21 protein-coding genes and 1 tRNA gene are annotated in these 24600 nt (G+C 57.9%); 12 read left to right on the top strand and 10 right to left on the bottom strand.

The window, feature by feature from the left end:
- Nucleotides 1–132 precede the first annotated feature (132 nt).
- Nucleotides 133–2709: an ATP-dependent chaperone ClpB gene (gene clpB / locus GQF02_RS13805; protein ID WP_124735709.1), complete on the top strand. Its 2577-nt coding sequence runs from the start codon at nt 133–135 to the stop codon at nt 2707–2709.
- Nucleotides 2710–2795: 86 nt separating this feature from the next.
- On the opposite strand, the gene GQF02_RS13800 is transcribed toward clpB, so the two are convergent.
- The 8 genes from GQF02_RS13800 to ccoN form a co-directional block, all read right to left on the bottom strand.
- The gene (locus GQF02_RS13800) at nt 2796–4169 is read right to left on the bottom strand and encodes a peptide MFS transporter (protein WP_160797927.1); all 1374 of its coding nucleotides are present in this window, start codon (nt 4167–4169) and stop codon (nt 2796–2798) included.
- Nucleotides 4170–4484: 315 nt separating this feature from the next.
- Nucleotides 4485–4856 carry a YbaY family lipoprotein gene (locus tag GQF02_RS13795; RefSeq protein WP_160797925.1) on the bottom strand — a complete coding sequence of 124 codons (372 nt, stop codon included), beginning with the start codon at nt 4854–4856 and terminating at the stop codon, nt 4485–4487.
- 32 nt (nt 4857–4888) lie between these two features.
- Nucleotides 4889–5413: a FixH family protein gene (locus tag GQF02_RS13790; RefSeq protein WP_124735630.1), complete on the bottom strand. Its 525-nt coding sequence runs from the start codon at nt 5411–5413 to the stop codon at nt 4889–4891.
- Nucleotides 5414–5420: 7 nt separating this feature from the next.
- Complete coding sequence (gene ccoG, locus GQF02_RS13785; protein WP_124735629.1) at nt 5421–6860, bottom strand: cytochrome c oxidase accessory protein CcoG; 1440 nt, start codon at nt 6858–6860, stop codon at nt 5421–5423.
- Between the two features lie 149 nt (nt 6861–7009).
- Complete coding sequence (ccoP, locus tag GQF02_RS13780) at nt 7010–7915, bottom strand: cytochrome-c oxidase, cbb3-type subunit III (RefSeq protein WP_124735628.1); 906 nt, start codon at nt 7913–7915, stop codon at nt 7010–7012.
- Nucleotides 7912–8103, bottom strand: coding sequence for a cbb3-type cytochrome oxidase subunit 3 (locus GQF02_RS13775; RefSeq protein ID WP_124735627.1), 192 nt, complete (start codon nt 8101–8103; stop codon nt 7912–7914). The genes ccoP and GQF02_RS13775 overlap by 4 nt, the downstream gene beginning before the upstream one ends.
- Nucleotides 8104–8105: 2 nt before the next feature.
- The gene (gene ccoO, locus GQF02_RS13770; protein WP_124735626.1) at nt 8106–8720 is read right to left on the bottom strand and encodes a cytochrome-c oxidase, cbb3-type subunit II; all 615 of its coding nucleotides are present in this window, start codon (nt 8718–8720) and stop codon (nt 8106–8108) included.
- A 17-nt stretch (nt 8721–8737) separates the two neighbouring features.
- On the bottom strand, nt 8738–10162 hold the full coding sequence (gene ccoN / locus GQF02_RS13765; protein WP_124735625.1) for a cytochrome-c oxidase, cbb3-type subunit I: 1425 nt from the start codon (nt 10160–10162) through the stop codon (nt 8738–8740).
- Between the two features lie 388 nt (nt 10163–10550).
- Between ccoN and GQF02_RS13760 the strand changes: the two genes are divergently transcribed.
- From GQF02_RS13760 to GQF02_RS13725, 8 genes are all read left to right on the top strand, one after another.
- Entirely contained in the window at nt 10551–12329 is a 1779-nt protein-coding gene (locus GQF02_RS13760; protein ID WP_160797923.1) for a M61 family metallopeptidase, read from the top strand.
- A 30-nt stretch (nt 12330–12359) separates the two neighbouring features.
- Entirely contained in the window at nt 12360–14978 is a 2619-nt protein-coding gene (pepN, locus tag GQF02_RS13755) for an aminopeptidase N (RefSeq protein WP_160797921.1), read from the top strand.
- A gap of 78 nt (nt 14979–15056) precedes the next feature.
- Nucleotides 15057–15947, top strand: a complete 891-nt coding sequence (locus GQF02_RS13750; protein ID WP_124735622.1) for a DMT family transporter — start codon at nt 15057–15059, stop codon at nt 15945–15947.
- Nucleotides 15948–16033: 86 nt separating this feature from the next.
- Nucleotides 16034–16123 (top strand) — tRNA-Ser (locus GQF02_RS13745).
- A 432-nt stretch (nt 16124–16555) separates the two neighbouring features.
- The gene (locus GQF02_RS13740) at nt 16556–16738 is read left to right on the top strand and encodes a hypothetical protein (RefSeq protein ID WP_160797919.1); all 183 of its coding nucleotides are present in this window, start codon (nt 16556–16558) and stop codon (nt 16736–16738) included.
- Between the two features lie 2 nt (nt 16739–16740).
- Nucleotides 16741–17058: a hypothetical protein gene (locus GQF02_RS13735; RefSeq protein WP_160797917.1), complete on the top strand. Its 318-nt coding sequence runs from the start codon at nt 16741–16743 to the stop codon at nt 17056–17058.
- Nucleotides 17059–17146: 88 nt separating this feature from the next.
- Nucleotides 17147–17785, top strand: a complete 639-nt coding sequence (locus tag GQF02_RS13730) for an AAA family ATPase (protein WP_160797915.1) — start codon at nt 17147–17149, stop codon at nt 17783–17785.
- Between the two features lie 59 nt (nt 17786–17844).
- On the top strand, nt 17845–18123 hold the full coding sequence (locus GQF02_RS13725; RefSeq protein ID WP_220789488.1) for a hypothetical protein: 279 nt from the start codon (nt 17845–17847) through the stop codon (nt 18121–18123).
- A gap of 913 nt (nt 18124–19036) precedes the next feature.
- Here GQF02_RS13725 and GQF02_RS13720 read toward each other — a convergent pair.
- Nucleotides 19037–20080, bottom strand: a complete 1044-nt coding sequence (locus GQF02_RS13720; protein WP_160797911.1) for a phage portal protein — start codon at nt 20078–20080, stop codon at nt 19037–19039.
- Nucleotides 20080–21846, bottom strand: coding sequence for a terminase ATPase subunit family protein (locus GQF02_RS13715; protein ID WP_160797910.1), 1767 nt, complete (start codon nt 21844–21846; stop codon nt 20080–20082). The genes GQF02_RS13720 and GQF02_RS13715 overlap by 1 nt, the downstream gene beginning before the upstream one ends.
- Nucleotides 21847–22003: 157 nt before the next feature.
- Here GQF02_RS13715 and GQF02_RS13710 point away from each other — a divergent pair, with 157 nt between their 5' ends.
- Genes GQF02_RS13710 through gpM form a run of 3 tightly spaced genes read left to right on the top strand, consistent with a single transcriptional unit; the run spans nt 22004 to nt 24545 of the window.
- Nucleotides 22004–22822, top strand: a complete 819-nt coding sequence (locus GQF02_RS13710; RefSeq protein WP_160797909.1) for a GPO family capsid scaffolding protein — start codon at nt 22004–22006, stop codon at nt 22820–22822.
- 29 nt (nt 22823–22851) lie between these two features.
- The gene (locus tag GQF02_RS13705; RefSeq protein WP_160797908.1) at nt 22852–23877 is read left to right on the top strand and encodes a phage major capsid protein, P2 family; all 1026 of its coding nucleotides are present in this window, start codon (nt 22852–22854) and stop codon (nt 23875–23877) included.
- The gene (gpM, locus tag GQF02_RS13700) at nt 23877–24545 is read left to right on the top strand and encodes a phage terminase small subunit (RefSeq protein ID WP_160797907.1); all 669 of its coding nucleotides are present in this window, start codon (nt 23877–23879) and stop codon (nt 24543–24545) included. Before GQF02_RS13705 ends, gpM begins: the two co-directional genes overlap by 1 nt.
- Nucleotides 24546–24600 lie beyond the last annotated feature (55 nt).

The following is a 24600-nucleotide window of genomic DNA, read 5'->3' as shown; positions in this document are numbered from 1 at the left end:
GGTTTGCCCTGTGGATACGTGTGTTGCACGACATGCCTGTCAGCATAGATGATGCCTCGGCGAATTATCCGCTTGAAATTTAAAGGCTTATTCCCCACCTGCCAGTCAATAAGATCCACCCAGGAGAGCATGATGCGATTTGACAAACTGACGACCAAGTTCCAGCAATCGCTGGCCGACGCGCAAAGTCTGGCGCTGGCGGGCGACAATGCGTATATCGAGCCGCAACATCTGTTGCTGGCCATGCTGGAGGATAGTGATGGCGGCATGTCCGGCTTGCTTTCACGCGCCGGCGTGAATGCAATGGGGCTGAAGACAGGCTTGCAGCAGGCGCTGGAGCGGTTGCCCAAGGTGCAAGGCAGCGATGGCGAGATTACGGTATCGCGCGACCTGAACAAGCTGCTCAACCTGACCGACAAGGCCGCGATGCAGCGTGGTGACGAATATATTGCCAGCGAGATGTTCTTGCTGGCGCTGCTGGAAGACAAGGGTGAAACCGGCAAGCTGCTCAAGCAATATGGTGCGACGCCGGCGGCGGTGAATGCGGCGATTTCGGCGCTGCGCGGTGGCGAGAATGTGGCAAGCCAGGAGGCGGAAGGGCAGCGCGAGGCGCTGAAGAAATACACGCTGGATCTGACCGAGCGTGCGCGTGCCGGCAAGCTGGACCCGGTTATCGGCCGTGATGACGAAATCCGCCGTGCGATTCAGGTCTTGCTGCGCCGGACCAAGAATAATCCGGTGCTGATCGGTGAACCGGGGGTGGGTAAGACCGCCATTGTGGAAGGGCTGGCGCAGCGTATCGTCAATGGCGAAGTGCCGGACAGCCTGCGCGGCAAGAAGCTTTTGGTGCTGGATCTGGCCAGCTTGCTCGCCGGTGCCAAGTTCCGCGGCGAGTTTGAAGAGCGGCTAAAAGCGGTGCTGACCGATCTGGCCAAAGATGAAGGCAACACCATTGTCTTTATCGACGAGATCCACACGCTGGTGGGCGCAGGCAAGGCCGAGGGCGCGATGGATGCCGGCAATATGCTCAAGCCCGCGCTGGCGCGCGGCGAGCTGCATTGCATGGGCGCGACCACGCTGGACGAGTACCGCAAATACATCGAGAAAGATGCCGCACTGGAGCGCCGTTTCCAGAAGGTGCTGGTGGACGAGCCTAGCGTAGAAGACACCATCGCCATCTTGCGCGGCTTGAAAGAGAAATACGAAATCCACCACGGGGTCGATATTACCGATCCGGCCATTGTGGCGGCGGCGGAGTTGTCGCACCGCTATCTCACCGACCGCTTCTTGCCGGACAAGGCGATCGACCTGATTGACGAGGCGGCCAGCCGGATCAAGATGGAACTGGACTCCAAGCCGGAAGAAATGGACAAGATGGATAGACGCCTGATCCAGCTGAAGATCGAGCGCGAGGCGGTCAAGCGCGAGAGCGATGAGGCTTCGCAGCGCCGTCTGGCGCTGATTGAAGAGGAGATTGCGCGCCTGTCCAAGGATTACTCCGATCTGGAGGAGATCTGGAAGGCAGAGAAAGCATCGCAGCAGGGCAGCCAGAGCATCAAGGAAGAAATCGACAAGCTCAAGAACGAGATGGAAGAGCTGAAGCGCAAGGGCGACTGGCAGAAGCTGGCCGAGCTGCAATACGGGCGTCTGCCTCAGCTGGAAGCGCAGCTTAAGGTCGCGGAAGAGACGAGCGATATGGCGGTTGAAGGACATCGTCTGCTGCGTACCGAAGTGGGCACCGATGAAATCGCCGAAGTGATTAGCCGTATGACCGGTATCCCGGTGTCCAAGATGCTGACCGGCGAGCGCGACAAGCTGCTGCATATGGAAGACGTGCTGCATCAGCGCGTGGTGGGGCAGGATGAAGCCGCGACGGCCGTCGCCGATGCCATCCGCCGCTCGCGCTCCGGTTTGTCCGATCCGAACAAGCCCTATGGCTCCTTCCTGTTCCTTGGGCCGACCGGGGTGGGCAAAACCGAGCTATGCAAGACGCTGGCCGGATTTTTGTTCGACAGTGAAGACCATCTGATCCGCGTTGACATGTCCGAGTATATGGAGAAACATTCGGTTGCCCGCCTGATTGGTGCGCCTCCGGGCTATGTCGGTTACGAGGAGGGGGGCTATCTGACCGAACAGGTACGGCGCAAGCCTTATAGTGTGATCCTGTTGGACGAGGTGGAAAAAGCGCATCCGGATGTGTTCAATATACTGTTGCAGGTATTGGACGATGGCCGTCTGACCGATGGCCAGGGCCGTACCGTGGACTTCAAGAATACGGTGGTGGTCATGACCTCGAATATCGGCAGCGAGCAGATCCAGGCCATGGCGACCGATGACTATCAGGTCATCAAGCTGGCAGTGATGGCCGAGGTCAAGGGGCATTTCCGTCCCGAGTTCATCAACCGTATCGACGAGGTGGTGGTGTTCCACGCGCTGGACGAGCGCCATATCAAGTCTATCGCCCGTATCCAGCTCAAGAGTCTGGAGGCGCGTCTGGCAAAGCTGGAGCTGGGGCTGGAGGTGTCGGATGGAGCCTTGAGTCTGCTGGCCGAAGCCGGTTTCGATCCTGTTTATGGTGCGCGTCCGCTGAAGCGAGCCATTCAGAGCGAGGTGGAAAATCCGCTATCCAAAGCCATTCTGGCCGGGCGCTATCTGCCCAAGTCCGTGGTGCATATCGACGCCAAGGATGGGGCGCTGGTGTTTGCCTGAGCGGTATGGGTAAATTAGGCGCATAAAAAAGGGGGAGGCTTGCGCCTCTCCCTTTTTTAGTCGGTACGGCAATGCCGATGCCGGACTTAACTCAGGCCATGCATCATCTTTTTCAGCGTGCTGGACAGCGCGAACAGAATCAGCGCGGCGGTGCCTGCCATGAATACGAACAACATAAAGAAGTCGTGCAGGTTGTTGACCGCATAGCCCAGCAGTTGCGGTACCGGCTTGCCCGGTTCCGGATACAGCTCGGACAGCATGCCGGCAAACTTGTTGGCGGCGGCATTGGATACAAACCAGATACCCATCATCAGCGAAGTCAGGCGGGCAGGCGACAGTTTGACCACCAGCGACAGGCCGATAGGCGACAGGCACAGCTCACCAAAGGTATGCAGCATATAGAGGCTGACCAGCCACATCATGCTGACCTTGGTGTCTGGCGTGACACCGCTGACACCAAAGGCGATAACCAGATAACCCAGCGCCAGGAACAAGAGGCCGATCGCCATTTTCATCGGCGAGTTTGGTTCTACGCCATGATTGCCCAGCTTGGTCCACAGCCAGGCAAATACCGGTGCGAACAGCACGATGGAGATCGGGTTGATCGACTGGAAGTAGGAGGCCGGAATGGTAAAGCCCAGCACATTGCGGTTGGTCTGCTCGGCGGCAAAGAAAGTCAGCGAAGCGCCGGCCTGCTCGAATGCCGACCAGAAAAAGATCACGAAGGCCGACAGAATCATGATCACGGCCAGACGCTGTTTCTCGATATGAGTCAGCGGCTCATGCTTGATGGCCTTGCCCGAGGCGTCCAGCTTGGACACCGGTGCCATACCGATGGCGGTGCCTTCCGGCGTGACCAGGTGCTTGTCCTTGAAGAACAGGAACAGGCAGAGCGAGATCAGCATGCCGGTGCCGGCAGCCAGGAAGCCCCATTTGAAGTCGTCCGGATTGCCGGTGTCGCCCAGCGTGCCGCATACCAGCGGGGCCAACAGGGCGCCTGCGTTGATGCCCATATAAAAAATGGTAAAGGCCGAATCAATGCGCTTGTCGCCGACCGGATAGAGCTGGCCGACCATGGACGAGATATTGGGCTTGAACAGGCCATTACCGGCAATCAGCAGACCGAGGCCGCCATACAGCCATGGCGTCGCGAGAGCGGCATTGGTGTGAAACAGGCCGGACGTGAACATGGCGAACTGGCCGGCTGCCATCAATAGCGCACCCACCACGATGGAGCGGCGGTTGCCCCAGAAGCGGTCGGAGATGTAGCCACCCAATAACGGTGCGAAATAGACCAGACCGGTAAACGAACCGTAAATTTCGGACGCTTGCACCTTGTCGTACATCAGGGCGTTAACCATGAACAGTACGAAGAGGGCGCGCATGCCGTAATAACTGAAGCGTTCCCACATTTCTGTGGCGAACAAAAGATAGAGCCCCTTGGGGTGCTGGCGAAGCATGTCGTTTTATCCTTTTTTCTAACCCTGTGTGTCTTTATGTGCCAGCTTGGTGTGTGGTGTTATAGCGCTGGCTTCTGTTTTCAGAAATACCATGATTCAACTTGTTAGTTCAACATTAAATAATTAAATACGAAGATTTATTTGCTTTGGGTGTTGTGCGTTTAGGTGGGTTATAAGCGGGATTGGGATGGTTATTGTTTTTAACGAATTGTTTTATATATTATTTTTTGCCATGTAGCAGTTTGTGCTGCACTCGGGGGGATGACAGAAAAAAACGGGGCGAAAGCCCCGTTTGATGTGAGTGCTGAAGCAGATTCAGTTACCGACCGGGTCTACCCAGATGATTGGTGCCTGGCCATTTTGTGGCAACGCCTCGACTTGCTGCTTGCTGCTCATCAGCAACTGGCCGTCCAGATAGATACGTGCCTCCAGTGCATAACGGCCGTCAGCACGGAGAGCCGGCTTGTCGTAGCGCAGGGAGAACGGCAGCGGAAAGCCCTTGGGTTGTTCGAGGATTTGCTCGGCCAATATCACCGAAGGCGCACCTTCGCGCGAGATATCCAGTAAACGTATCTCGGCCCGGGTTTTGGCTGGCGGCAACGCCAGACGTATTTTATAAGCGACCGTGCCTTCCAGTTGTGCTGCCTGATAGCTGGGTGGCGTGGCGCAGGCGGCCAGGAGGGGCATGAGCAGTGCCAAAAGCCAGATCTTGCCGCGCATCATGGCTCCACTGCTTCCAGCTTGGGTGTACCCAGCAGCACCGAGTAGCTTTCCAGCGGACGCCATTCGCCTTGTATCCGCCACTGGTTGGCGGTGTCCTCCAGACGCAAATACCAGTGGTTGGCATTGGCAGGCTTGAGCGTGCCCTGGTACTGGCCGGGGGCGGTGGCCTTGAGCATGACGAGCTGATCCTGTTCTTCGCGTGCAGGATGGAATAGGCGCAGTTGCAGCGTATCGGGCAGTGTCGCCTGGCTGGTCGTATGGATGCGCACCGCCCTCATGTCAGGACTGATCAGCACCTGGGCGGTGAGGGCCAGCTTTGCTGCCGCCTCATCGCGGCGCAGCTCCATATTGATTTCCTTGCCCTGTTTGTAATAGTCATCGCTGACCATGCCGTCATCCGACACCACGGCCAGCCACAGGGTGATGGCACCGGCTACGACGACGATGGCCGGGCCGGAGAACAGGCCCAGTGCCCAGGGCTCCTTATACCAGGGGCGCATGGCCCCGGTGGTTTTCTGCATGCTTGCTTTACTCCCCGATGAAGCTGGATTTTTCTTCGATCTCGAACGAGTCATCTTGCGCCTTGATCTCGAACTTGATCTTGTGACTGCCTTGCGGTGCGTGTTCCGGTTCGACTTGTACCCGTACCGGAATCAGTTCGTTGGCCATGGGCGCCAAGGTCAGCTTTTGCTGGTCGCTGACCAGTTTGATGCCTTCCAGTCCCTCGACGCTGATTTCCAGCTTGATCGGCATATCGCTGACATTGATCAGACGAATGCTGTAGCTGTTTTCCAGCAAGCCATCGTCGGTTTCGCGTACCAGTGATGCCCGGTCACGGATGATATCGACTTTCAATGGCTGGCGCAGCGCCAGCGATGTCAGGGCCGAGCCCAGTACGATGGCCAGCACCAGTGCATACATCACTACACGCGGGCGCTTGAGCCGGCTCCAGAATGCCGACTCCGGGTACTTGCCTTCCAGAGCTGCTTCGGTGGTGTAACGGATCAGGCCACGCGGGCTGCCCATCTTGTCCATCACCTCGTCGCAGATATCGATGCAGGCGGCGCAACCGATGCACTCGTATTGCAGGCCGTCGCGGATGTCGATGCCGACCGGGCATACATGGATGCACTGCTTGCAATCGATACAGTCTCCCAGACCTGCAGCTTTGGCATCAGTTCCCTTCTTGCGTGCGCCACGTGTTTCGCCTCGCTTTTCGTCATAGGAAATGACCAGCGTATCCTCGTCGAACATCACGCTCTGGAAGCGGGCATACGGGCACATATATTTGCATACCTGCTCGCGCATTTTGGCGGCAAACAGATAGGTGAAGCCGGCATAGAAGAAGATCCAGAAGGTTTCCCATGGGCCGAAGTCGAAAGTGGGCAGGGCAGCGACCAGATCGCGAACGGGAGTAAACCAGCCTACCAGGGTAAAGCCGGTCAGCAAGGAAAACGCAATCATCAGGCTGTGCTTGGTCAGCTTGATGCGGAACTTGCGCGCGCTCATAGCTTCCTTATCCAGCTTCATGCGCTGGTTGCGGTCGCCCTCGGTCCAGTGCTCGATCCACAGCATGATTTCGGTGTACACCGTCTGCGGGCAGGCATAGCCGCACCACAGGCGCCCGGCAATGGTTGTCCATACGAACAGGCCGAATGCCGCGCTCATCAGCAAGGCCGCGAGATAGACGAAGTCCTGCGGCCAGATGGTCAGGCCGAACAGATAGAATTTGCGGTTGACCATGTCCCATAGCACAGCCTGGCGTCCGTTCCATTGCAGCCAGGGCATGCCGAAGAAAACCAGTTGGGTGCCGAGAATGAACAGGATGCGCCAATTGGCAAAGATCCCCTTGACGCTCTTGGGATAGAGCTTCTTCTGGGCTTCGTATAGCGAGCGGGTTTCCGGTTCTTTGGGGGAGGGGGTCCCTTGCTCGACCTTGATGGGGATCTTGCGCAGCGAGTCGGACATTTCAGCTTCCTGTAAGAGGGTTTCGCAAAGCCCGCCAGGCAGACGGGCTTTGCGCAATCCACTTGATGAATGTCTATTTATTATATCGCAATATATATTGATGGGCTAAAAATAACTGCCCGCCGAAGCGGGCAGTTGTCTGCAGGGCGTTATTGCGCCTTGGTGTTGTTGGACAGACCCCAGACATAGGCGGTCAGTACGTGCACCTTGTCGTCGCCGAGGAAGTCTTTCCATGCCGGCATCTGGTTCTGGCGGCCGTTGGTAATGGTCTGGATGATGGTCTTTTCAGTACCGCCATACAGCCAGGTGCTATCGGTCAGATTAGGTGCACCCATCGCCTGGTTGCCTTTGCCATCGGTGCCGTGGCAGGCCACGCAGACCGTTGCAAAGGTTTCCTTGCCGCGTGCGGCGCGCGCGGTGTCATGCTTCTTGCCCGACAGCGACAGTACGTAGTTGGCGGTGTCCTTAACCTTTTCTTCACCGAAGGCAGCGCCCCATGGCGGCATCTGGCCATGGCGGCCACCGGCGATGGTGGTGTGGATGGCTTCGGTACTGCCGCCCCACAGCCAGTCGTTGTCGGTCAGGTTAGGGAAGCCCTTGGCACCGCGTGCATCCGAACCGTGGCACTGTACGCAGTAGGTCTGGAACAGGCGCTTGCCCATTTCCTGCGCCTGCGGGTCAGCTGCGACCGCCTTGACATCCATGCTGCGATACTTGGCATACAGCGGTTCGTACTTGGCTTGCGCCTGTGCCACTTCTTCCTTGTACTGGCCGACCGAAGTCCAGCCGCGCAGACCTTTCCAGTTGCCCAGACCCGGATAGAGGGTCAGGTAGCCGATGCCGAAGGCGATGGTCAGGTAGAACATCCACATCCACCAGCGTGGCAGCGGGTTGTTGTACTCTTCCAGATCATCATCCCAGCGGTGGCCGGTGGTGTCTTCCGCTTCGCCTGCCTTGTTGACCTTCTGTCGCGACTGCGTGAACAGAACGAAAGTCACCCAGATAATGCCGGCTACCACGATGACCGTGATATAGGTACTCCAGAAATTACTCATTGCTTGACTCCCTTGGAAGCCTGGCCGGATGGGCTATCCGGCATATGCTCGTCATCCATGAAGGGCAGCATGCCCGCCTCTTCATAGCGCTGTTTGGACTTCTTGCTGTAGGCGCCGATCAGAATCACGAGAAAAATCGTGAAGCAGGCCAGCGTATACAGGCTGCGAGAAAAATTGACCCATTCCATGATTAGCGGGTGTTCTTCAGCGCAAGACCCAAGCCTTGCAGGTAAGCAATCAGCGCATCCATTTCGGACTTGCCCTCGACTTCTGCTGCTGCGGCAGCAATTTCGGCATCGGTGTACGGTACGCCAACCTTGCGCAGTGCTTCCATCTTGCCTGGTACGATGGCCGCATCAGCCAGGTTTTTCGCCAGCCACGGGAAGGACGGCATGTTCGACTCCGGCACCACATCGCGCGGATTCATCATGTGAACACGGTGCCATTCGTCGGAGTAACGGCCGCCCACACGCGCCAGATCCGGACCGGTACGCTTGGAGCCCCACTGGAACGGATGGTCGTAGACCGATTCACCGGCAACCGAGTAGTGGCCGTAGCGTTCGGTTTCTGCACGGAACGGACGGATCATCTGCGAGTGGCAGTTGTAGCAGCCTTCGCGGATATAGATGTCGCGACCGGCCAGTTGCAGCGCGGTGTAAGGCTTGACGCCGGCCACCGGCTCGGTGGTCTGCTTCAGGAACATCAGTGGCACAATCTCCACCAATGCAGCCACGCTGATGACCATCAGGGTCAGTACGATCAGGTAGCCGACCTTTTCTTCAATCAGTTTCTGGATCTTTTCCATGTTGTTTCCTTCAGCCCTTAGTGAGCCGACGCGGTAGCGGCAGGGATCTTGGCATCAAACGGCTTGCCGGCAACCGCAGTGCGGTACACGTTGTAAGCCATCAGGAACATACCACCCAGATACAGGGCGCCACCCAGCAGACGTACGAAGTGGTACGGATAGGTCACTTTCACTACTTCAGCAAAGGCGTAAGTGAGGGTGCCATCCGGGTTCAGCGCACGCCACATCAGGCCCTGCATCACGCCGGAGATCCACAGTGCGGCGATGTAGAGCACCACGCCCACGGTTGCCATCCAGAAGTGTGCTTCGATCAGCTTGATGCTGTGCATCTGCTCACGGCCGAACAGGCGCGGGATCAGGTAGTACATGGAGCCGATGGTGATAAAGCCTACCCAGCCCAGTGCGCCGGAGTGCACGTGGCCGACGGTCCAGTCGGTGTAATGGCTCAGCGCGTTGACGGTCTTGATCGACATCATCGGGCCTTCGAAGGTCGACATGCCGTAGAACGACAGCGATACCACCAGGAACTTGAGGATAGGGTCGGTGCGCAGCTTGTGCCAGGCGCCGGACAGGGTCATCACGCCGTTGATCATGCCGCCCCAGCTAGGTGCCAGCAGAATCAGCGAGAACACCATACCGATAGACTGGGTCCAGTCCGGCAGGGCGGTGTAATGCAGGTGGTGCGGGCCCGCCCACATATAGGTGAAGATCAGTGCCCAGAAGTGCACTACCGACAGGCGGTAGGAGTAGACCGGACGGCCGGCTTGCTTAGGCACGAAGTAGTACATCATGCCGAGGAAGGCAGCGGTCAGGAAGAAGCCCACGGCATTGTGGCCATACCACCATTGCACCATGGCATCGACGGCACCGGCGTAGACCGAGTAGGACTTGGTCAGGCTGACTGGAATCGCCATGCTGTTGACTACGTGCAGCAGGGCCACGGCCAGAATGAATGCGCCGTAGAACCAGTTGGCTACATAGATGTGCTTGACCTTACGGATGCCGATGGTGCCAAAGAATACGATGGCGTAGGCAACCCAGACCACGGTGATCAGCAAATCGATAGGCCATTCCAGTTCTGCATACTCCTTGCCCTGGGTAATGCCCAGTGGCAGGGTGATTGCAGCCAGAACGATGACGGTTTGCCAGCCCCAGAAAGTAAAGGCAGCCAGCTTGTCCGAAATCAGGCGGACGTTACAAGTGCGTTGTACGACATAGTACGAGGTGGCAAACAGGCCGCAGCCGCCGAAGGCGAAAATCACGGCATTGGTGTGCAGGGGGCGCAGGCGGCCAAAGTGTAGCCAGGGTCCGATATTCAGGTCTGGCCAGACAAGTTGGGCCGCAATGATTACGCCTACCAGCATGCCGACGATACCCCACACGACGGTCATGATGGCAAACTGGCGCACCACCTTATAGTTATAAGTGGATTGCGTTTCCATTAACGATTCTCCAAAGTTGCGAACTAAAACGTTTTTATGTCATCCATTAAGCTATGCGTCTCACGTTTATGCTCAATGTTTCCATTATGTGCGATGCCCTGCTTTTGCCGGTGTACTGGCCGGGGTGATATTGCCCCTGACAGTACAAAGGGATGCCTTGTAACAGTTCGACATTCTATCCAATTGGCAAGCTTCCGGCCAGACTGGTTTGTGCAATGCAGTAGCTGTTTTCAGCCTTTATCTGCAAGACAATCCAAAATCATCCGGCAATAAAACAATTTGAATTGTATTGTCATATCTTGTCTGCTTGTTGATGCAGGTCAAACTTTTGCATCAGTGGCCCGCCAGCGGCGGCTTATTCCTTACCTGCCACAGGAATTTTTAATCCATGACGCCTTCCATTTCTTATCACATCGTTGCCGCCCAGCCTGCCGCCCACCTTTTTGCCGTGACGCTGAGCGTGGATAAGCCTGCGGCAAACGGGCAGGTTCTGCGTTTGCCGGCATGGATACCCGGCAGTTATATGATCCGCGACTTTGCCCGGCATATCGTGGCGCTCAGTGCCCATAGTGGTGGGCGAGCATTGAGCGTGACCAAGCTGGATAAACACAGCTGGCAGGTCGAGCCTTGTGCCGGTCCCCTGGTGTTGAGCTATCAGGTATATGCCTTTGACCTGTCGGTACGCGGTGCTTACCTTGACCCTGAGCGCGGGTTTTTTAATGCATCCAGCCTGTGTCTGGCCGTTGTGGGTCAGGAGTCGCAGCCGCACCGCCTGGAAGTTGCTGTGCCAGATCGGGTGTCCGGCAGCTGGAAACTGGCGAGTGCCTTGCCTGCACTGGATATCGATCAGGCCGGTTTCGGCTGTTATCTGGCGGACAGCTACGATGCATTGATTGATCACCCGTTCGAAATGGGGTGTTTCGAGGAGGTTTGCTTTACCGCCTGCGGTGTGCCGCACCGTTTTATTGTCTCCGGCCGCCATCATCACGCCGACCTTGCGCGTCTGGCGCGTGATACGCAGCGGATCTGTGAATACCAGATACGTCTGTTCGGCGCAGCGGCGCCCTTTGCCGGTTATCTGTTTATGCTCTTTGTTGGTGGGGATGTGTACGGCGGTCTGGAGCATCGCAACAGTACCGCGCTGATGGCGGGACGCGATGATTTGCCGCTGCAGGGGGATGACAGCCTGAGTGACGGCTATGTGCAATTGCTGGGCCTGATCAGCCATGAGTACTTCCATAGCTGGAATGTAAAGCGGATCAAGCCGGCCGCCTTTACGCCTTACGACCTGACGCAGGAAAACCACACCCGCCTGCTGTGGGCCTTTGAAGGCGTGACCTCTTATTACGACGACCTGACGCTGGTGCGCTGCGGCCTGATCGACAAAAAGCGCTATCTTGGGCTGCTGGCCAAGACCGTCACGGCCGTTGCCCGTGGCAGTGGCCGCTTAAAGCAGACGCTGGAAGAGTCGAGTTTTGATGCCTGGACCAAGTTTTACCGGCAGGACGAAAACAGTCCCAACGCCATCGTCAGTTATTACGCCAAAGGAGCGCTGGCCGCGCTGGCGCTGGATTTGTTGATCCGGCGCGATACGGCCGGGCGCTGTTCGCTGGATGATGTGATGCGCGCCTTATGGTCGCGCCATCAGCAGGATGGCCAGGGGGTGGGCGAGACAGAATGGGAGACACTGGCCAGCGAGGTGAGCGGGCTGGATCTGAAACCGTTTTTCGATCTGGCGCTCAGGAGCTGTGCCGAATTGCCACTGGCCGAGTTGCTGGCAGACGTGGGGGTTGCGTTTATGTTGACGCCGTCGGATTCGGCTAGTGACCGTGGTGGCGTGGTGGAGATGATGCCTTGCCCATCCTTGCGTGCTGTTCTCGGGGTAAAATCCGTGTCCGATCCTTTGGGGGTTCGCCTGCAGCAGGTGTGGGATGGTGGCGCGGCACAAGCGGCTGGCCTGTCATCTGGTGATGTGGTGCTGGCGCTGGATGGCGTGAAAGTCGGTGATCTGGATAAGACGCTGTCGCGCTATCGCCCTGGCGACAAAGTCAGCATCCACGCGTTTCGTCGCGATGAACTAATGGAATTCGAGATTGCCCTGCAAGGCGGGGTTGCCGATACTTGCCGCCTGCTGTTGCAAAACGACGGTGGTAGCTGGCTTGAGTAACAAGCGCGTCAACAGCGCGGGAGACAAAGCGTGAGTACACAAAGAGATATCAAGTATTTAGCCGATTATCAGGCACCGGATTTTTTGATCGACAAGGTTGATCTGACTTTTGACGTGGGCGAAATGGCTACGCGCGTTAAATCGCGTCTGGTGATGCGGCGCAAGCTGGGCGGCGGGCAAGAGGGCGCTCTCGTGCTGGACGGTTCTGCCAGGCTGGTTTCGCTACTGCTGGATGGCGATAGGCTGGACGCGTCGCGCTATAGCCTGCAAGGCGAGACGCTGACGATTACCGATGTGCCGGACAGCTTTATTCTCGAAGTGGAAACCGAGCTGGAACCCGCCGCCAATACCAGCCTGATGGGCCTGTATGCTTCCGGCGGCAATCTGTTTACCCAGTGCGAGCCCGAGGGCTTTAGAAAAATCACCTATTACCTCGACCGTCCGGATGTGATGGCCAAGTTCACCACCACCATCATCGCCGACAGGCAGGCCTATCCCGTCCTCTTGTCCAATGGCAATAAGGTGGGCGAGGGCACGCTGGACAAGAAGCGTCACTGGGTGAAGTGGGTTGACCCCTATAAAAAGCCAGCCTATCTGTTTGCCCTGGTTGCCGGCCGCCTGTCCGTGCTGAAAGACAGCTTTACCACACGTAGTGGCCGTGCCGTTGCGCTGGAAGTATGGACCGAGCCGGCCGATCTGGATAAATCGCACTATGCCATGGCCTCGCTCAAACATGCCATGCAGTGGGACGAGCAGCGCTTCGGCCTCGAGTACGACCTCGACATCTATATGATTGTGGCTGTTGGCGATTTCAATATGGGGGCGATGGAGAACAAGGGCCTCAATATCTTCAATACCAAGTATGTGTTGGCACGTCAGGATACGGCGACCGATGCCGACTTCGAGGGCGTCGAGGCGGTGATCGGTCACGAGTATTTTCATAACTGGACCGGCAACCGCGTAACTTGCCGCGACTGGTTTCAGTTGTCGCTCAAGGAAGGGCTGACGGTGTTCCGCGATCAGGAGTTTTCGGCCGATCTGGGCAGTCGCGCGGTCAAGCGTATTGAGGATGTGAAGTCATTGCGTGCGCTGCAGTTTCCGGAAGATGCCGGCCCGACTGCCCACCCCATCCGCCCGGCGTCTTATATCGAGATGAACAACTTTTACACCATGACGGTGTATGAGAAGGGCGCCGAAGTGGTGCGCATGTATCACACCTTATTGGGTGAAGCGGGCTTCCAGAAGGGCATGGCGCTTTATTTCAAACGCCACGATGGCCAGGCGGTGACCTGTGACGACTTCCGTGCGGCCATGGCGGACGCAAACGGAATGGATCTGGACCAGTTTGCCCTGTGGTATAGCCAGGCTGGTACGCCGGTATTGAAAGTGAGCAGCCAGTATCATGCGGCCGACCGGGTATACAGCCTGACGGTGACGCAGCACACGCCAGGGCAGGCTGATGTCCTGCCTTTGCATATCCCGCTGGCGCTGGGGCTGGTGGGGCGCGATGGTCAGGATCTGCCCCTGCAGCTGGAGGGCGAGGATGTGGCGACGGTTGGCACGCGAGTGCTGGATGTCAAGGCGCAAAGCCAGAGCTTCCGTTTTACCGGCATAGACAGCGAGCCTGTTCCTTCGCTGTTGCGCGGTTTTTCCGCCCCGGTGAAGCTGGACTACAACTGGCGCGACGACGAGCTGGCTTTTTTGATGGCAAACGACAGCGACAGCTTCTGCCGCTGGGAAGCGGGGCAAAAACTGTCCGAGCGGGTGTTTGTGCGCCTGCTGGGTGATGCGCTTGCCGGGCGTGAACTGCGCTTGCCGGAGAGTCTGGTCGCGGCAATGCGTACCATCCTGACGGATTTGACGCTGGACGCTGCGTTTAAAGCCCTGATGCTGAGTTTGCCTGGCGAGGCGGATATTCTCGAGATGGTGGACGAGGCCGATCCTGCGCATATCCATGCGGTGCGCGAGAGCGTTTTGACGCAGCTGGCTAAGTCGCTGCGCGGCGAGTGGCACGAAACGCTGAAGCTGAACCAGACGCGTAGCTACCGGCCGCAAGACGCCGGTCAGCGCCAGCTGAAAAATCTGGCATTGGCCATGCTGTGCCGTTTGCCTGATGCCTGGCCGGTGGAAAGCGCCAAGGCGCAGTATCTGGTGGCCGACAATATGTCGGACCAGATCGGCGCCTTGAACGCTTTGCGTGATCATGACAGTGAAGCGCGACGCGAGTGCCTGGAGGCTTTTGACCGGCAATGGCGGCAGGAAGCCTTGGTGATGGACAAGTATTTTGCCTTTATCGCCAGCGCGCAGCGGCCGGACACCCTGCAACAGGTGCAGGCGGCTCTGGCCCATCCGGCGTTTTCGCTGAAAAACCCTAATAAGGCCAGAAGCCTGCTTGGTACCTTCGGGCGTAATATGGCGGCTTTTCATGCCTCCGACGGTTCGGCTTACCGCTTTATGGCCGATCAGGTGCTGGCGGTTGATGCTTTCAACCCGCAAGTCGCCAGCCGTCTGGTTCAGGTGTTCAACCGCATGCAAAAGCTTGAGCCCAAGCGGCGCGCGCTGATGCGTGCCGAGCTTGCGCGTATTCTGGCGCAGCCTGAACTATCGCGTGATGTTTACGAAATCGTCTCCAAGAATCTGGATGTCTGATTGATGCCGGCCACCTTGCCAGGTGGCCGCTTAACCCCGGACGGGCATGGCCCGTCCTTTTTATTGTGTATTTCATTCATGTCCAAGCGTTATTCGATGTCCGGTGTGCTGACCCTCGCCTTTTTGTGGCTGGTGTGGGGAGGGAACTGGATCGTCACCAAGCTGGGGCTGGCCTATGCCAGCGCCGCCCAGTTGGGCCTCTTGCGTACCGTGCTGGCTATTGCAACGCTGGGCGTCATTTTGCTGTTAAGCAAGCGCCCGTTGCGTCCACCGCCTTTTGTGCCGACCTTTTTGCTGGGCCTGACCCAGACGGCAGGCTTTGTACTGCTGACCAATCTGGCGCTGGCTGCCGGCGGGGCGGGCAAGGTGTCGGTGTTGTGCTACACCATGCCGTTCTGGACGCTGTTGCTTGCGCGTGTTTATCTGGGCGAGCGCCTGCTGAAAGTGCAATGGCTGGCGGTGGGTCTGGCTTTTGCCGGCCTGCTGGCGATTCTCGAGCCGTGGAATCTGTCCGGTAGCTGGTTGTCCGATGTGCTGGCCATTGGCGGCGGCCTGGTATGGGCTATCGCGGCCATCATCGCAAAAAAACTCAGAACCCAGCATAAGGTCGACACGCTGGCGCTGACCTTCTGGCAAATGCTGTGGGGTGCCGTACCCTTGTTGCTACTGTTGCCGCTCTTTCCGGCGCAGCCGCTGGTGTTCTCGTGGTCCTTGTTGTGGGTCTCTTTGTTTGCCGGTGTGTTGGCTGGCGGTCTGGGCTGGCTGGCATGGATGAGCCTGCTGACGCGCTTGTCGGCCGGTATGGCCGGGTTGAATATCCTGGCCGTTCCTGCCGTGGCGGTCATGATGGCGTGGCTGGCGCTGGGCGAAGTGCCGACGTTGGCCGAGGGGCTCGGTATGGGCCTGGTGACGCTGGCTTTGGGTCTGCTCGCCGGGGTGACCTTGTGGCGTGAGCGCAAGTTGGGCTAAGTGCGATAAAAATTGATTGAAAGCCAATTTGAAAAAATGGTTGACGCCTTCGATTCTGCTTGCTTATAATGCGTCCCACTGATCGCGGAGAGATGCCGGAGAGGCTAAACGGCCCTGACTCGAAATCAGTGGGCGGCGTATGCCGCACTAGGGTTCGAATCCCTATCTCTCCGCCAGTACCACAGCGCTAAGCCCCGAATTTCGGGGCTTTTTGCTTTTCTAGTCGAGGACTAGCGCCAATTTTTAGCGTGACGTGACTTCTACAAAAATCAGCAGTCTTCTACAAAAACGCTGTGTTCATCTCCAGCACACAAGACACGCCATCATGAAATTGGTTAAGCATGATAGACATCATGCTTGGCTGTTGTGCTTGACGGTCTGATCAACAGACCGTATTCTGCAATCTCTCTCAAGTTCGTCAGCAGCACCCCGCGACTGTATCGCGGTATTTTTATGCCCTCTATCGGCTAACGTGCGTCTGCACGCGGGTCATACAGATCAAGGGGGGTGTCGGGTGACGGTAACGCCCCGGACGCGCTGACGTGCGTTGAGAGCACCCCCACCCGCATACGGTGGTTCTCAATCTCTCGAAACGTCAGGAGCCCATCATGGCCCAAATTCTCTGCGCACTTACGCGCCTGTTCCGTAGCAAGCCCCAATCCATCGGTTTTTTCGCCACCCGCGAGCAAGCTACCGGCTACGCCCGCCGCGAGCTTGGCCACCTTGGCAAACGCATTGCCGTGGTCAACCACCTTGATGGCTTCGCCGTTTACCGCATCGGGGGGCTGTGATCATGAGCGCACCCACACTGTTTCACCTGATGAATCTGCAAACCCGGATGGAGCGCCTGCGTGGCATGGACAGTGATGTGCTCAAAGCCGCCGGATTTGACGAGATGCTCGATGAACTGCAGGCCGTCACCACCAACCTCAACACCCTGCGTGCGGTGGTATCGGACGTGGCCGGCATCGATGAAGCGATCGAACTGCTGCTGGGCCTGCTGCAAAGCGCAGAGGACAAGCCGCTGCACGCCGCCAGCTTGATGTACCTGTTGCAGCCATTGCACGGAAACCTGCACCGGCAGACAGAACGGCTGGGCGGGTTGGTCTAAACATATAGCGCCACCAATTGTGGCGCTTATTCATATATTACAAGTGATATCATATCGTATGATTTCATATCATATCGGAGTATAGGCTATGATCTTATTGGTCGGCGGTGAAAAGGGCGGTGCAGGTAAGAGCACCCTGGGCAGCAACCTAGCGGTGGTGATGGCCAAGCGCGGCGTCGACGTGATGCTGCTGGACGCGGATCCACAGGGCACCGCGAGCAAGTGGATCGGCCGTCGTAACGACGCAGGCCTGCAGGTGATCCACTGCGCGCAGAAGACGGGAGAGGTGTTCGCCACGGCCAAGGATCTGGCCAAGCGCTACGAGCTGGTGATCATCGATGCTGGCGGCCGCGACAGCAAGGAACTGCGCTCGGCGATGATGGCGGCCGACGTGATGCTGATGCCGATCCAGGCGAGCATCGCGGATCTGGAAACCCTTGAGCACATGAGCGAGGTGATCGGCATGGCTAAGTCGATCAACATGAGCCTGCAGGTCAAGGCAGTGATCACCAGGGCGCCGACCAACCCGAGCATCACCGAGGTGGCCGAGGCCCGCGAGCTGCTGACCGACTACCCTGAGATCGAGCTGGCCAGCAGTATCATTCGTGATCGAAAGGTATATCGTGACGCGCTACTGGAGGGACGTGGCGTCGTGGAAATGGACAACAGCAAAGCCCGGGCTGAGGTACAGCTGCTGTCGTATGAAATTTTTGGGGAGGTGGAATGAGCAGTAACCGATTCAAACGGGCACTACCTGGTGCTGTACAGCCGTCAGATCCCGCAGCCGTGGCTAGCTTTATTGCCGGCGCTGATGCACACGAGGCGGCGCCAGCCGCAGGTACTGGCATCGATGAGCCTCAATACAAGGTTATCTCGGTTCCGGAGTACGACCAGGGTGGCGGCAAGATGTCAGAGGCGGTGCTGTTCCGTTGCACGCCGGCGGTATTCCAAGAGCTCGATTTCGTGTTCAAGCACAGCACGGCCAAGAGCAAGCAGAAGCTGATCGAGTCGATCTTGCTGCCGCAATTGAAGGCGATGGCCAAGGAGATCAAGGGAGGGCAGTAGATGCAGCTATATCAGAAAGCCTTTGTTGAATTGATGGATGCACAGGCCGCGCTATGGAAGGAGTGGGCACTTGGTGACTATGAAAACGGTGATACTGGATGCCCGCGCTGCGGGCGAATGCGCCTGTGTAAGTGCCCCAATGGAAAACACCGATGCGAAAAGTGCAACTGGTCGCCGGAGTTGAATGGCTTCGCCCCTGTAAGTGAATGATATGACCACAGCTACAAGCCCCGAGCGATCGGGGCTTTTTTCATGCACGTAAGAGACCTCACGCATGCGCGCCCCTACGTGTGTAGGCAGGCATTTTTCAAAGTCATGGCCGTGGTCAGAAAAAAGGTAACATCGGTAACCAGTGATGCAGAACACGGCTATAAGCCGCGCCATATAAGGCTTACAGCGGTTTGGCAAAAAGTAACATCGAGGTAACTTAGAAGTAATCAGGTTACCAAATAAGAAGTAACTTTTTACTAAACATACACCTATACAAATCAATGACTTATCAGTGTGTTACCTTTTGTGTTACCTGAAATTACCTTTGCCGGTAACAAAAATAAACAAGCAATATCAAGCACTTGCGTTGTAAAAATACATGCTTGGCGTGGTGGTTACCTTTTTCCAAACCCCCTACCCAGTACTTGAACTCCCAATCCTTGCATGAACACCCCCTCCAGCTGCATGAATCCGCAAGTTTTCCAGCGTGCTGCCACCCCCTGTGATGCCCAGCACGGGCGGGCTTTACAGCCGATTCATGCAGCTGCACGTTTTCCCACACATGAAGCCCGGGGGCGTGGCGGGGTCATGAGCGCGCGCGCTGGGTGCTGGTAGGGTAGGGGGTGGTCACGAACCTCGCCGCCTGGGCAGCAGAAAGGCCACCTGATGGTGGCCTGGATGGTTGTGTGGCTGACGGGTCGGATCAGGCGGCTGGCGGCAGCGCTAGCTGGTAGGGGCCGAAGTCGATCACCTGCTCGCCGATAATCTCGTTGATCTCTTGCAGCCGCGCCTGCAGCGGCATGATCTCGTTGTAGTAGAACACCTCGGCCGCTTTGCTCGCATCGCCGAAGCCACCGGTATTGCTCGGGATGATCCCCATCAGCTGCGGCGGTACCCTGTGCGCCGCCAGTACATCGTCTCGGGTGACGTTCTTGATGTTGAAGAATTCATCTTTTGCGGCCACCTCGCTGATCGGGATGATCTGTATCCCTTCTTTTTTACCGTTTGGCGCGTACATGAACAGGTTGCGGAAGTTGCCCGGCCCCTTGCTGTCCTTCAGTGCTTTGCGCAATGCGTCGACGTCACTCTGCTGCTGGGCCGCATCTGTCATGTACAGGATGAAGCCGGCGTGGCTACCGTTCTGGTAGTACTTGCGCCGAAATAGCGTGGCCGACTCATTCAGCCAGGCACTGTTGAGCGCAGCCAGATACTCGGGCAGGCCGTAGACCTCCTGGTTGATGTCGTGCTCCATCAGGTGGATCACATTGTCGAGCTGCCGCTCCTGGTTGTAGGACGGTACCCACCAGTAGCTGGACAGATCCACCCCGCGCCGCGTGAACTTCGCCGGTGCCGGATCCAGACTCATCAACCCGCCCAGACGGTTCTTAACCTGTTGCAGGAACATGTTGCCGAACACCAGATGGTCGGTCACCACCTGGGCGAAGGCAGAGCGCGACAGGAGCGGGTGCGGCTTGAAGGTGCTGACCAGCACATTGCGTTTCACCGCGATCGCGCTGTTGTGATGCACCGAAGCGCGCCAGCTGCGCGCCAGGCCTTCCCAGCTGATCGGCGGCTCGTACCACTTGCCGTCATTCAGGCACTCGGCATAGTCCATGATCTCGCGCCGATCAAGCACCGGAGTCGGGTCTCCGAATGTGAAGGCTTCGATCTTATCAGCAGGCCGGGGCGTGGCAAGGTGAGCCGGCGGTACGTGAGGGGTAAACCGAGAGCGGTGTCTCTTGGCCATCAGGAAATCTCCATAAAGCTGGAGTTGGCCGCTGTCGCCCCCTCCAGCGGTTCGTTGAAAAGTGCGTGCATGGCTGCCCATGCAATATCGGCGTGGCTGGTATCTTCAGATCGCCCAGCCTGATACGTGGCCTGTCGGCCAGATGCCGTCAGGGTTTTCTTGATTGCCATAAAGCTGGCAGCGATATCCGTGTGCCCGGCATCGTACTCAAGCCGGCCGTTGTGCAATACGTTTAGCGCCTTCAGCACCATCTTGGTTTTCAGCTCAACGTTGTACGTGAATGTCACCGTATCTGGCCGGAACTGCTTGACCAGCTGGTACACCGCAGAACCGATGCCGGTCACATCCATACCGATGTACGCAACGTTGAAGCGATCGCAGGTGGCCTTGATCATCTTGGCCTGCCCCTCATAGTCCGAGCCATGAAACTGGATCCGCTCAAGAATACGGAACTTGCCACCCGGCACCATCGGCGGTGCCAGCACCACCAGCGCTGCTTTGTCACCACCATTCGATGGGTCATACCCAACCCATACCGGCTTGTTGCCGAACGGTCGTAGTGAAAATGGCTTCCAGTCATCCCATACCTCCCAACTGTCCACCATGCCGCGCTGCATCAGGCTAAAGCCGAACACCGACTCGCCATCGTCAATGAACTGGCACATGAACAACTGCGCGAACTCCTCCGGCGTGTTCTCAAGCCTCAGTCGGTCTAAGTCGAATAGGTCGCAGCCACCAGCCAGTGCGTCCAGGATGGTCACGATCTGGCGCCACTGACCATCAGGACAGGTTAAGCCTTTGCAGAGTGCGGCATGACTCAGATCAAGCTTGACGTGCTCGATCTTTTGGCGCCCCTTGTTGAACGCTTCTCCCGTCCACACTGGATACGCCTCGTGGCTCATCGCAGACGGCGTCGAGAAGTAGGTCATCCGGTACTGCTTTTGCGACGCCATGCCGCTGGCCAGCTTCTTCAGCTCACGGTAACGCGGGATCCAGAAGTATTCGTCCAGGTACAAGTTGCCGTGGCGACCCTGGGCTGTTCGGCTGTTGGTTCCGAGGAACATCAGCTCTGCCGCGTTAGGCAGCTTGATGACCTCTCCCTTCAGCTCGACGTCAGCCACCTCCTTGGCGAAGTCCACGATGTAGCTGCGGAATTGGAAGGCCTGCGCCTTACTAGCACTGAGGAAGATCTGGTTGCGCCCGGTCTTTAGCGCATCGATGAAGGCCTCGTGGGCGAAGTAGTAGGTCGCGCCGATCTGGCGACTCTTGAGGATGTTGCGGATCCGCTCGACCAGGCCTGCCCGGTACCAGTGTTTCTGGTAGTCGAACATCCGGTCGAGGAAGGCCTCCTCGAGCAACTTTTGCTGCTCTTCGCTGATGGCGTTCTTTTCCGGCTGGCGCTTAGGTACCGAATTGCGGTTGGCGATCTTCGGATTGAGATCGATCTCCTTGCCTGTCTCCTGGTACTTGCCCACTCGCGCCATGCGCTCGACCTGCCGCCCGAGCAGGTCAATCTCCTTGAAGTCGATCCCTTCCTTGTGTTCCTTCAGGATCAGCTGTTGCAGACGGGATTCGATGGTGGAGGCGATACGTTCTGTCGGATCCGAATCATCCCAGGAGTCGCGCCTCTTCCAGCTGTGAATCGTCGCCGGCTTCTCTCCAAGGTGCTCGGCAATGCGCGCGATACGCCATCCCTGCCAGTACAAGGATCTTGCTGCGCGACGCGGATCAAGGTCCGGTGTTTGTGGTGTGGTGATATCACTCATACCCGCCAGTCTGACGCGCGCGCAAAAGCCAGCGGACATGTGCTTGTCGTGCCAAAAGCCAGCACAGCCGGCACCTGTTGAATGGGGCGCGTCAGCGTTTCAGCATGGGCGCATCTGACCCGATCAGCCCACGGCAAAACCGCAAAAGGATCCGCACATGGCAGGCAAGTCCAAGAAATTCCGCGTCGCCACTGAAGGCGCTACCACCGATGGCCGCATCATCGAACGCTCGTGGATCGAGCAGATGGCAAAGAACTACGACCCCAAGAAGTTCGGCGCGCGCGTGAATATGGAGCACATCAAGGGCTATAGCCATGATGGAACGTTCAAACGCTATGGCGACGTACTGTCCTTGAGCGCTGCCGAGAACAGCGAAGGTAAGCTGGAGTTGTTCGCGGTGATCGATCCCACCGATGAGCTGGTCACCATCACCACCAAAGACCGGCAGAAGATCTACACCTCGATCGAGGTCAACCCGAAGTTTGCCGACACCGGCGAAGCCTATCTTGTCGGTCTGGCCGTTACCGACGACCCTGCCAGCCTCGGCACCGAGATGCTGGCTTTCTGCGCCAAGGCGGCAAAAAGCCCGCTGGCCAAGCATAAAGCTGATCCAGACAATCTTTTCACCGAAGCCGTCGAATTCACCCTTGAGCTGGAGGAGGAAAGCACCGGTCTGATTGATGGCTTCGCCGCCAAAATCAAGGGCATGGTCAGCGCCTTCAAGAAATCCAGCGACACCAATTTCACGGAGCTGCAGGACGCTATCACCGTCATCGCAGAAAGTCAGCGGGCGCTGCTGGAGAAGTACGTCCAGCTGGAAGCCGGCAGCGCCAAGTCCGACGCACTGAAAGCTGAGCTGGAAAAACTGTCTGCCGACCACGCCGCCCTGGTGCAGAAACTCAGCCAAGAGCCGGCTGGCCAGCGCCGTGACCGCACGCCTGGCGGCAATGCCACAGCTGCCATCACCGACTGCTAATCCACCATACTCCAGAAAGACGACAATCCATGCGTAACGAAACCCGCCCACTGTACGAAGCCTTTGCCGCCCAGGTCGCCAAACTGAACGGTGTGGCCACGGCTGAAAAATCCTTCACGGTTTCCCCGACAGTCCAGCAGACGCTGGAGAACAAGATCCAGCTGTCCAGCGCCTTCCTTGGCACCATCAACGTCGTACCGGTCACCGATCAGGAAGGCGAAAAGCTCGGACTGGGCGTGATCGGCACTATCGCTGGCCGCACCAAGACCACCACCAACAAGAAGCGCCAGCCGCGCTCGATGGCGGACTTCGTGTCCGGCAAGTACCGCTGCGAAAAGACCGACTTCGACACGGGTATCCCGTATGCGCAGATCGACATGTGGGCCAAGTTCCAGGACTTCCAGACCCGCCTGCGCGACGCCATCATCAAGCAGCAGGCGCTCGACCGCATCATGATCGGCTTCAACGGCGTATCCGTCGCTGAAGATACCGACCGCGATACCAACCCGCTGCTGCAGGACGTCAACAAGGGCTGGCTGCAGCAATACCGCGAGAATGCGCCGTCGCGCGTGATGAAAGAGGTCAAGGCGGGTACCAACAAGGTTCAGATCGGCCCGAATGTCGCTCCGGCTGATGGCTACAAGAACCTGGACGCCATGGTATTCGATGCCACCAATAACCTGATCCACGAAGTATTCGCCGAGCACCCGGATCTGGTGGTGATCGTTGGCCGCGACCTGCTTGCCGACAAATACTTCCCGATCCTCAATAAGGACAATGCGCCGACCGAACAGCTGGCGGCGGACTTGGTCATCAGCCAGAAGCGTATCGGCAACCTGCCCGCCGTGCGCGTGCCGTTTTTCCCGGCCGGCAAGATGCTGATTACCCCCCTGTCCAATCTGTCGATCTACTTCCAGGAAGGCGCCCGCCGCCGCCACGTGCGCGAAGAGCCGGACTACAACCAGATCGCCAACTACGAGTCGAGCAACGACGCCTACGTGGTCGAGTGCTATGAAGCCGGTTGCCTGATCGAAAACATCGAGCTGGTGGTCTGATGACTAGCCCCGCCCGCGCCCATTTCCTGCGGGCCACCGCTGCCGAGGCCTCCGCCTCGGCAGTTTCTGGCCAGCCGCTGGAAAACTGCACCCAATACGAACTGATGCTGCTCAAGCTTGCCGAAGACCGCCGACGTCTCAAAGACGTCCAGTCCATGGAGGCCAAGGCCGAACTCAAGCGCAAGCTGCTTCCTGACTACGCCCCATGGGTGGAAGGTGCTATCTCCGTCGGTAAAGGAGCCCAGGATGATGTGCTGATGACGGTGATGTTGTGGCGCATTGATGCTGGCGACTACAGCGGCGCGCTCGACATCGCCGAGTACGCGCTGCCGTACCAGCTCGTCATGCCTGACCGCTATCAGCGCACTACTGCCACCACGCTGGCAGAGGAGGTGGCTGATGCGGCCAAGCGCGCCCGAGATGGCAAGCAGCATTTCGAAACGGCCATCCTGCATCGCTGCCAAGCACTTACCGAAGCTGAAGACATGCACGATCAGGTGCGCGCCAAGCTGCATAAGGAGCTTGGCCTGCTGCAAGAGGCATCCGATCCAGCTGCTGCACTCGCCAACCTAAGACGCGCCAAGGCCCTGCACGAAAAGGTCGGCGTGGTAAAGGACATCGAGCGCATCGAGAAGGCCATCAAGAACAATACCGCCCCCGGCGGTTAACCGAGCGTACCCCGCGCACCAGGGCGGCAGGGGGCGGCGACAGCATCGTCTGATC

Origin of the sequence: Craterilacuibacter sinensis (genome assembly GCF_009831765.1) — a bacterium.
Lineage (GTDB): Bacteria > Pseudomonadota > Gammaproteobacteria > Burkholderiales > Chromobacteriaceae > Craterilacuibacter > Craterilacuibacter sinensis.
This window is presented reverse-complemented; position numbering and strand designations above follow the sequence as displayed.

Excerpts from the sequence above, each read along its gene's own strand:
- GQF02_RS13760 (WP_160797923.1), top strand. The coding sequence starts at position 10,551 with ATGACGCCTTCCATTTCTTATCACATCGTTGCCGCCCAGCCTGCCGCC.
- GQF02_RS13750 (WP_124735622.1), top strand. The coding sequence starts at position 15,057 with ATGTCCAAGCGTTATTCGATGTCCGGTGTGCTGACCCTCGCCTTTTTG.
- GQF02_RS13705 (WP_160797908.1), top strand. The coding sequence starts at position 22,852 with ATGCGTAACGAAACCCGCCCACTGTACGAAGCCTTTGCCGCCCAGGTC.
- gpM (WP_160797907.1), top strand. The coding sequence starts at position 23,877 with ATGACTAGCCCCGCCCGCGCCCATTTCCTGCGGGCCACCGCTGCCGAG.
- ccoP (WP_124735628.1), bottom strand. The coding sequence starts at position 7,915 with ATGAGTAATTTCTGGAGTACCTATATCACGGTCATCGTGGTAGCCGGC.
- ccoN (WP_124735625.1), bottom strand. The coding sequence starts at position 10,162 with ATGGAAACGCAATCCACTTATAACTATAAGGTGGTGCGCCAGTTTGCC.
- clpB (WP_124735709.1), top strand. The coding sequence starts at position 133 with ATGCGATTTGACAAACTGACGACCAAGTTCCAGCAATCGCTGGCCGAC.
- ccoO (WP_124735626.1), bottom strand. The coding sequence starts at position 8,720 with ATGGAAAAGATCCAGAAACTGATTGAAGAAAAGGTCGGCTACCTGATC.
- GQF02_RS13710 (WP_160797909.1), top strand. The coding sequence starts at position 22,004 with ATGGCAGGCAAGTCCAAGAAATTCCGCGTCGCCACTGAAGGCGCTACC.
- ccoG (WP_124735629.1), bottom strand. The coding sequence starts at position 6,860 with ATGTCCGACTCGCTGCGCAAGATCCCCATCAAGGTCGAGCAAGGGACC.
- GQF02_RS13795 (WP_160797925.1), bottom strand. The coding sequence starts at position 4,856 with ATGCCCCTCCTGGCCGCCTGCGCCACGCCACCCAGCTATCAGGCAGCA.
- GQF02_RS13740 (WP_160797919.1), top strand. The coding sequence starts at position 16,556 with ATGGCCCAAATTCTCTGCGCACTTACGCGCCTGTTCCGTAGCAAGCCC.
- GQF02_RS13720 (WP_160797911.1), bottom strand. The coding sequence starts at position 20,080 with ATGGCCAAGAGACACCGCTCTCGGTTTACCCCTCACGTACCGCCGGCT.
- GQF02_RS13715 (WP_160797910.1), bottom strand. The coding sequence starts at position 21,846 with ATGAGTGATATCACCACACCACAAACACCGGACCTTGATCCGCGTCGC.
- GQF02_RS13800 (WP_160797927.1), bottom strand. The coding sequence starts at position 4,169 with ATGCTTCGCCAGCACCCCAAGGGGCTCTATCTTTTGTTCGCCACAGAA.
- GQF02_RS13775 (WP_124735627.1), bottom strand. The coding sequence starts at position 8,103 with ATGGAATGGGTCAATTTTTCTCGCAGCCTGTATACGCTGGCCTGCTTC.
- GQF02_RS13735 (WP_160797917.1), top strand. The coding sequence starts at position 16,741 with ATGAGCGCACCCACACTGTTTCACCTGATGAATCTGCAAACCCGGATG.
- GQF02_RS13790 (WP_124735630.1), bottom strand. The coding sequence starts at position 5,413 with ATGCAGAAAACCACCGGGGCCATGCGCCCCTGGTATAAGGAGCCCTGG.
- GQF02_RS13730 (WP_160797915.1), top strand. The coding sequence starts at position 17,147 with ATGATCTTATTGGTCGGCGGTGAAAAGGGCGGTGCAGGTAAGAGCACC.